The organism is Alienimonas sp. DA493, from assembly GCF_043951915.1.
Lineage (GTDB): Bacteria > Planctomycetota > Planctomycetia > Planctomycetales > Planctomycetaceae > Alienimonas.
Genome location: NZ_JBINJD010000210.1, coordinates 1 through 7,339, shown reverse-complemented (window position 1 = coordinate 7,339; position 7,339 = coordinate 1). Strand labels below are relative to the sequence as shown.

The 7,339-nt window shown below is 71.1% G+C and carries 6 protein-coding genes; 3 read left to right on the top strand and 3 right to left on the bottom strand.

Annotation, left to right across the window (positions count from 1 at the left end; translation table 11 throughout):
- Together ACG2DA_RS20695 and ACG2DA_RS20690 are read right to left on the bottom strand one after the other, a co-directional pair.
- The coding region (locus tag ACG2DA_RS20695; protein ID WP_395258327.1) for a PVC-type heme-binding CxxCH protein at positions 1-2,130 on the bottom strand (2,130 nt) is incomplete at its 3' end.
- Positions 2,131-2,180: 50 nt separating this feature from the next.
- Positions 2,181-2,933, bottom strand: a complete 753-nt coding sequence (locus ACG2DA_RS20690) for an RNA polymerase sigma factor (RefSeq protein WP_395258325.1) — start codon at positions 2,931-2,933, stop codon at positions 2,181-2,183.
- Between the two features lie 138 nt (positions 2,934-3,071).
- Here ACG2DA_RS20690 and ACG2DA_RS20685 point away from each other — a divergent pair, with 138 nt between their 5' ends.
- On the top strand, positions 3,072-4,301 hold the full coding sequence (locus tag ACG2DA_RS20685) for a PQQ-dependent sugar dehydrogenase (RefSeq protein ID WP_395258323.1): 1,230 nt from the start codon (positions 3,072-3,074) through the stop codon (positions 4,299-4,301).
- 96 nt (positions 4,302-4,397) lie between these two features.
- On the opposite strand, the gene ACG2DA_RS20680 is transcribed toward ACG2DA_RS20685, so the two are convergent.
- Positions 4,398-5,738: an AI-2E family transporter gene (locus ACG2DA_RS20680; protein ID WP_395258321.1), complete on the bottom strand. Its 1,341-nt coding sequence runs from the start codon at positions 5,736-5,738 to the stop codon at positions 4,398-4,400.
- Between the two features lie 209 nt (positions 5,739-5,947).
- Here ACG2DA_RS20680 and ACG2DA_RS20675 point away from each other — a divergent pair, with 209 nt between their 5' ends.
- Both ACG2DA_RS20675 and ACG2DA_RS20670 read left to right on the top strand, forming a co-directional pair.
- On the top strand, positions 5,948-6,763 hold the full coding sequence (locus tag ACG2DA_RS20675; RefSeq protein WP_395258318.1) for an SDR family oxidoreductase: 816 nt from the start codon (positions 5,948-5,950) through the stop codon (positions 6,761-6,763).
- Between the two features lie 143 nt (positions 6,764-6,906).
- The coding region (locus ACG2DA_RS20670; protein ID WP_395258316.1) for a hypothetical protein at positions 6,907-7,339 on the top strand (433 nt) is incomplete at its 3' end.

Below are 7,339 nucleotides of genomic sequence, written 5' to 3'. Positions count from 1 at the left end.
CTCGCTGACGCTTCGGGCTGGTGCGGCGGCGGTCTTCAATAACGCCCCGAGGGCGGCGGCGTGAGCTTCGCTGGGCAGTTCGGCGGCGATCCTCCGGGCGGCGTATTCACGGAGGAGGGGAATCTGCGAGTTTGCCGCGAACGTCGCCCCGGCGGCCGGGTCCGCGGCGACGCCCGCCTCGGCGGCGTACCACGCCATCAGGGGCAGGTTGTGGTCGTCGGCGTCGCGTTTGGAAGCAGCAACGGCGGACGCCGCCCGCAACCGCACGTCCTCCGATTCATATCGAACCGCCGATAAAGCGGCTAGCCGTGTGCGAGGATCGTCGCCCGCGGCCTGACCGACCAAGAGACGCCACCCCGGCAGGGCCCGCATTTCCGCCGCCGCGTCCGGCCCGGGCGCCATGCGTTCGATGATTAGTTCCATCATGGCGGCTTTCAGGCCGGGGAAGACGGCCTCAATCTCCGCTGCGAGTGCGGGCTGCGCGGCCCGCTGCCGGGCGTCCTCGCTCGAATTGAGAACCAGCATGGAGCGGGCCACGCCGGCCTTGGTCCCGCCCGGGATATCTAATCCGTTCATCTCCACGCCGCAGGCCGCGACCAGCAGCCGCGTGACCCGCAATTCCCAAAGGGGCGTAGGACCGGCCGGCGGCAACAGCGACCGGCCCGCCCGCTCCGCCTCGTATAACTCGGCGTGAGCCGTGCCGAACCGCGTGGCCCCGTCCGTACCGGTCGGTTCGATCAACAACCGGGCCGCGTGCCGGCGGTGCCAGACGTTGGGGTGCGACATCACCGTCGCCAGCAGTTCGCCCGGCGACAGCGCCGCCAGATCGACCGCCTCCCCCGCCCGCTCCGGCGTGCCGTAGGTGATCTTATAAATGCGACCGCTGGTGCGATGCACGCCGTCGTGGTCGTGGCATTCGCCGAGGTCGGTCCAGTCCAGCAGGAAGACGCCGCCGTCCGGACCGCTTTTGAGTTCCACCCCCTTAAACCACGGGCTGTTGGCGAAGGCGAAGTCCGGCTGGTGCGTAATCTTATAGCCGCTGCCGTGGGGGACCGGGCGGTCGCGGTTGATCCGCTTGCCGTGCGTGTTGCACATGTAGAGGTCGCCGCGGTACTCCTCCGGCCAGTTGTCGCCCTGATAAATCATCCCCCCGGCGTGGGAGTGCCCGCCGCCCAGGTCGTCCGCGGCGCCGGCCCCGGCGCTGTCGGGGCGGCTGTCCGTCCAACTGCCGCCGGCGTCCCAGTGGTAGTGATCGGCGTGCTGGTCGATCAGGCCGTAGAGGTGCGGATTAAAATCCTGCCCGAACATCCGCTTGTAGTGGGCGCCGGGGATCAGGTGCCAGGCGTGGCCGATCACGTTGTTGGTGAAGAAGGCGTCGCCGTATTCGTTCCAGTCCAGCCCCCACGGGTTCGTCGTGCCGGTGGCGACCACCTCGAAGGTGTGCCGGGTGGGGTGGAACCGCCAGATGCCGCAGTTCAGCAGCGTGCGGTTCGCCTCCGGCGTGCCGGGCGCCCCGACGGCGCTGGTCGCGGTGATGCCGTGCCGGCCGTACAGCCAGCCGTCCGGGCCCCACGCGAGGCCGTTCACCACGTTGTGGCCGGCGTCGTGGGTGAAGCCGTCCAGCAGGGCGACCGGCTCCCCGTCCGGCACGTCGTCGCGGTTCTCGTCGGGAATAAATGACAATGTGCCGTCGTTGAGGACCCACAGCCCGCCGAAGCCGTATTCGAGGCCGGTCAGCATGAAGCCGCGGTCCCAGAAGACGGTGCGTTCGTCGTGGGCGCCGTCGCCGTCCGTGTCTTCAAAGATCGTCACCCGGTCGCCGTGGTCCACGTCGAACTGGCGGCTGGTGTAGGTGAAGCACTCCGCGACCCACAGGCGGCCGCGGTCGTCGAAGGTCATCGCGATCGGCTGGGCGACGTCCGGCTCCCCGGCGAACAGCGTGACCTCGAAGCCCTCCGGCACGGTGAAGGCGTCCGCGGCCTGCTGCGGGGTGTTCGGCTCCGCCCCGTCCGGCTGGGTGTTGACGATCGGGGGGAAGGCGTGCTCATGGCCCGCCCCGGGGTCGTCGTCCCCCGCGAAACCGCAAGCGAGGAACGTGAGCGACAGCACGGCCGCGAGGGCGAAACGCATCAAGACTCTCCGGAGGGAACCGCCGGAGTGTCACCGGGCCGGCCGGCCGATCACAAGCTCGCCCGCAGGGCGTTCAACTCGTCGGCGACGTCGCTCGGCAGGGCGACGGTGCCGGCGACCTCCGCCTTGAGCAGCTCCCGGTAGCGGTTCCGCAGGCGGTGCACGGCGGTCTTCACGGCGGCCTCGGTCATGTTCAACGTCGCCCCCAGTTCCGCGTAGCTCCGCTCGGCGGAGCCGGTCAGGCAGGGTTTGAGAACCGGGAACCGGTCGTCGCCGGCGTGCTCCTCCTCCAACCGGTCCAGCACGCGGGCCAGCAGTTCCAGGGCCCAGCGGCGCTCGTAGAGTGCCTCGGGCGTTTCGGCGTGGGCCGGCTCCCGGGCGTAGCGGGCGGCGGCGTCCGGCGGGGCGAGCGTTAGCGTGTTCACCCCCCCGCCGCGTTTCAGCGCCCCCTTCGCCTCCCGCAAGCGGCCGAGGTGCCGGCGGAAGGCGACTTTGAGGAAGGTGCGGAACCGGCCGCGGGCGGCGTCGGCGTCCTTCACCCAGCCGCGATCGAGCAGGTCGGCGAAGAAGCCCTGCACGGCGTCAGCGGCGTCGGCGTGGTTCAGGCCGGTGCGGCGGGCGAAGGCGTACAGCGGATACCAAGCGCCCTCGCACAGCTCCCCCAGCGCCCGGCGGGCCTCCGACCCGGCCCCGCCGGCGGCGAGCACCACGCTCCAGCGGGTCGTGGCGAACCGTCGCGGGGCCGCCGCCGCGTCGACGGGGCGGGCTCCGGCGGGCGGCGTGGTCGGGGGGGTGAGGCGCACGGGGACGGGTCCGGGGACGATCCGGCCACCCTAAACGCCGCACCGGGCCGGGGCTATGCTCCGCCCCGCCGGCCCGTCGCGTGGCCCGTCCCCCGCCGACGCCGTCGGCCCTTTCGTCGTTCCACACCCCCGCCCCACATGCTCGCCCCGATCCTGCTCGCCCCGGCGCTGCTCGTTCCCGTGCTCGCCGCCGGCCCCGCCCCCGCCGACACGAACGAAACCGCCGGCGTGCCCGCCCCGCCGACCGGCGTGGACGAATCGCCCCTGCCGGTGAAAGCCGTGCGGGCCTTCGAGTTCCTCACCTTCGACCGCCCCATCCTGCTGACCCACCCCGGCGACGGCAGCGACCGGGTGATCGTCGTCACGCAGAAGGGGCCGATTTATCAGTTCCCCAACGACCCGGAGGCGGAAGAGGCGACGCCCTTCGCCGACCTCTCCGACCGCGTCGTTTATAACGAGAAGCAGAACGAGGAGGGCCTGCTGGGGCTCGCCTTCCACCCGGACTTCAAAACCAACGGCCGGGTCTTCGTCTATTACACCACGACCGACGCCCCGCACACGTCCGTGATCAGCGAGTTCAAAGCGGTCGGCGAGGGCCTCGATCAGCGGCTCGACCCGGACAGCGAGCGGGAGATCTTCCGGCTGAAACAGCCGTACTGGAATCACAACGCCGGCACGATCCTGTTCGGCCCGGACGGCATGTTTTACGTCGCCTTCGGCGACGGCGGGGCCGGCGGCGATCCGCTGGACCACGGCCAGAACGTCGGCACCGCCTTCGGCGCCATGCTGCGGCTGGACGTGGACGGGGAGCCGGACGAGGGCAAAGCCTACAAAGTCCCCGCTGACAACCCCCACGTGAACTCCCCCGGCGCCCTGCCGGAGATCTACGCCCACGGCTTCCGCAACCCATGGCGGTTCAGCTTCGACGCGAAAACCGGCGACCTCTGGCTGGCCGACGTCGGGCAGGACAAGTGGGAGGAAATCAACCTCGTCGAGCCCGGCAAGAACTACGGCTGGAGCGTCTTCGAGGGCTTCCACCCCTTCCCGCCGGACCGCAAAACGGCTGCCACCGAGGGCCGGGGCATGGCCTTCCCGGTGTGGGAATACGACCACGAAACCGGCAAGTCGATCACCGGCGGCGTGGTCTACCGCGGCTCCAAGGTGCCGCAGCTCGAAGGCAAATACCTCTACGGCGACTACGTCTCCGGCCTGCTGTGGGCGTTGGAACTCGGCCCGGACGGCAAGGCGAAGTCGAACCGCCCGCTGACCGGCTACAAGCACCCGATGATGAGCTTCGGCGAAGGCCCCGACGGGGAGGTCTACTTCATGACCACCTTCGGCCAACTGTGGACCTTCGCCGCGGAATAACTCGGGCCCCGGGAACCGGTGAGCCGCTCTCTTCATAGAGAGCGGCTCACGTCATAGAGAGCGGCTCACGTCATAGAGAGCGGCTCACGCGGGGCGTCAGTCCTCCACGCCGGGCGGGTCGACCTCCCGATGGCCCAGGGCGCTGTTGATCCAGTAACGGGTGATGAAGATCATCGCCACGAGGATCATCGGCGTGGCGAACAGCACGCCGAGGGCCCCGAATAGAATCCCGAACACCAACTGGCCGGTGATGACCAGCGCCGGCGGCACGCCGGTGCCCTCGCCGATGACGTACGGCGTGATGACGTAGCTTTCGAGCATCTGCACGCCGACGTACGCGAGCAGGACCCACAGCGGCGTCAGGCCGCCCTGCTGGAAGGCGATCAGCACCGGGGGCACGGCGGCCAGCAGCGAGCCGATGTTCGGCACGAACACCAGCAGGGCCGTCAGGAAGGCCAGGGTGAGGGCCAGCGGGATGCCCAGCGCCCACAACGCCAGGCCGGTCAGCGTGCCGGTGATCGCCATCGCCACCAATCGGGCCTTCGTCCAGGCCCACAGGGCCTCGGCGGAGTAATTCATCACCTCCCGCAGCTTGCCGCGTTGGCGGTCCGGGAACAGGCTGACCGCCCCGTCGCGGTACATCGCCGGGTTGATCGCCAGGAACAGGCCGGTGAAGAAGATGAACAGGACGTAGATGGCGAAGGTGAACGGCGCGGTAAAGACCCGCTGGGCCGGCGACGTCGACGAGCCGGACCCGCCGCCCATCATTCCGCCGACGAGCGTCATCGGGTCGGGGATCGCGTCCATCAGTCGGCCCGCGGCCCCACGGGGCTGTTCGCCCTCGCCAGCCTCCCCGCCCCGGCCCTCTTGGCCGGTCTCGCCGCCCTGCCCGGCCTGGCCGTTTTGGGCGGCCTCGCCGTCCGGTCCGGGGGGGGCTTCGCCGTTCTTCTCGGCTTCGCTCGTCTGGGCGGCGTCGGCGGTGTCGAGGCCCTCCTGCAGGCGTTTCTCGATTGTGGTGCGGGCCTCCGACAGGCTGCCGGCCAGTTCGTTCACCCGCCCGCCGATCCGCCAGCCGGCGGTCAGCGTGATCGCCAGCAGGGCGGCGACCAGCAGGGTGACGACGATCGCCAGGTTCCACCGCTGGCTCATCTTCGTGTGGCGGCCGAGCCCCTTGGCGCACTGCACCAGCGCGCAGCCGAACCAGACCGCCGCGAACACCAGCAGCGCCGCCTCCGGGGCGTAGCAGAGCACCAGGAAGGCCGCGACCACGATCGAAGCGATCGCCGCCGCCTTCCACAGCCGCCGCGTATACGGGCTGGGCGAATCGCCGGGGGGGACGGTGTCGTCCATCGCCTGGTTTTCGACGGGGACCGGCTCGACCGGCGCCGGCTCCTCGCGGCGGGCGGCGGGGGGCGACGACGGGTCGGCGGGCGGCATGGCGGCGGGGGAGTTGGCGGGAAACGGGAACTTCGGCGAGTCTGGGCAAACCCGCGGCGCCGCGTCACGGGGCCGACCCCGCCCGAACGGCCCGGTTCCGCCCGGGGTTCCGCCGGGCCGAACGATCCACACTACGGTTCACTCCTCAGGCGACGCCGGACCCGACGCCGGAGCCCCCGCGTTCGTCCCCGCCTTTCCCGCCCCCCGCCGTGCCGTCCGCCGCCGCCCCCGCCGCTCCCGTCGTCTCGTTGCAGGGACGCGTCGCCATGGTCACCGGGGCCGGCAGCGGGCTGGGCCGGGCCAGCGCCAAGCGTTTGGCCGCCGCCGGAGCGTTGGTCGGCCTGCTGGACCTGGACGCCGACGGCGTGGCGGAGACCGCCGCGGAGATCGAAGCCGCCGGCGGCCGCTGCGAGACCCGCGCCGCGGACGTGTCCGACCCGGAGTCGATCAAACCGGCGATCGAGAGCTTCGCCGAGGCCGCCGGCCGGCTGGACGTGGTCTACGCCAACGCCGGAATCAACGGCGTCTGGGCCCCGCTGGCGGACCTGGAGCCGGACGAGTGGGACCAGACCCTCGCGGTGAACCTCAAGGGGACGTTCCTCACCGTCAAATACGCTCTGCCGTGGCTCAAACGACGCGGCGGCAGCGTGATCGTGTGCGCCAGCGTCAACGGCACGCGGGTGTTCAGCAACACCGGGGCGACCGCTTACAGTTGCAGCAAAGCCGGGCAGGTGGCCTTCGTGAAGATGGTCGCGTTGGAACTGGCCAGCTACCACATCCGGGTGAACGCGATCATTCCCGGAGCGATCATGACGCCGATTTTCGACAAGACCGTCGAGCGGAACATCGACTCCGTCAAACCGCACGTCGAATACACCGACGGCCGCATCCCCCTGACCGGCGGGGACCCCGGCGACCCGCGGGACGTGGCGAACGCGGTGCTGTACCTGGCCAGCGACCTGAGTTCGCACGTCACCGGCGGGGAGATCGTCGTCGACGGCGGCGAAAGCCTGTTGCAGGGCTGAGCCTGCCCGGTTCGCCGTCGCCGATCCGCGGCGCGCCCCGGTTCGAGTCGAGCGACCGGGGCGGCCCGACGTTGACCGCTCGCGGGCCGAAAAGTTATTTCCGCGGGGCTCCTCCCCCAATCGCACCGGCAAGGACGCCCGCGATGTTGCAGCCCGCTCATGCGCTCCCGCTGTTCGCCCCCGAGTCCGTCCCGGGGGACCGGGTCGTCCGGGCGGTGCTCGCCGCCACCCGCCTGACGCCGGGCGACCGGGCGTTGGTGCACGGCCCCTACGCCGGGACCTGGGAGGCGGTGTTGGAATATCTGGGCGTCTGCGTGGACCGGGCCGACACGCCCGCCGCCGCCCGGGCGACCCTGCTGCGGCCCGGCGGGGCGGCGTACGAGGCGGCGCTGTACGTCGGCCCGGCGGAGGGTTCCGACCGGGCCAAGGCCGTCGACGCCGCCGATCTGGTCCGCCCGGGCCGGAACAGCCTGGCCGTCGTGCACGGGGACGACCTCTCCGCGGTGCCCCCCGCGGACGCCCTCCGTCTGCCGGACCGCGGGCCGACCTTCCTCGGCGGCGTTTGTCATCCCGCCG

Coding starts and splice junctions, on each gene's coding strand:
- ACG2DA_RS20680 (WP_395258321.1), bottom strand. CDS start 5,738: ATGCCGCCCGCCGACCCGTCGTCGCCCCCCGCCGCCCGCCGCGAGGAG.
- ACG2DA_RS20685 (WP_395258323.1), top strand. CDS start 3,072: ATGCTCGCCCCGATCCTGCTCGCCCCGGCGCTGCTCGTTCCCGTGCTC.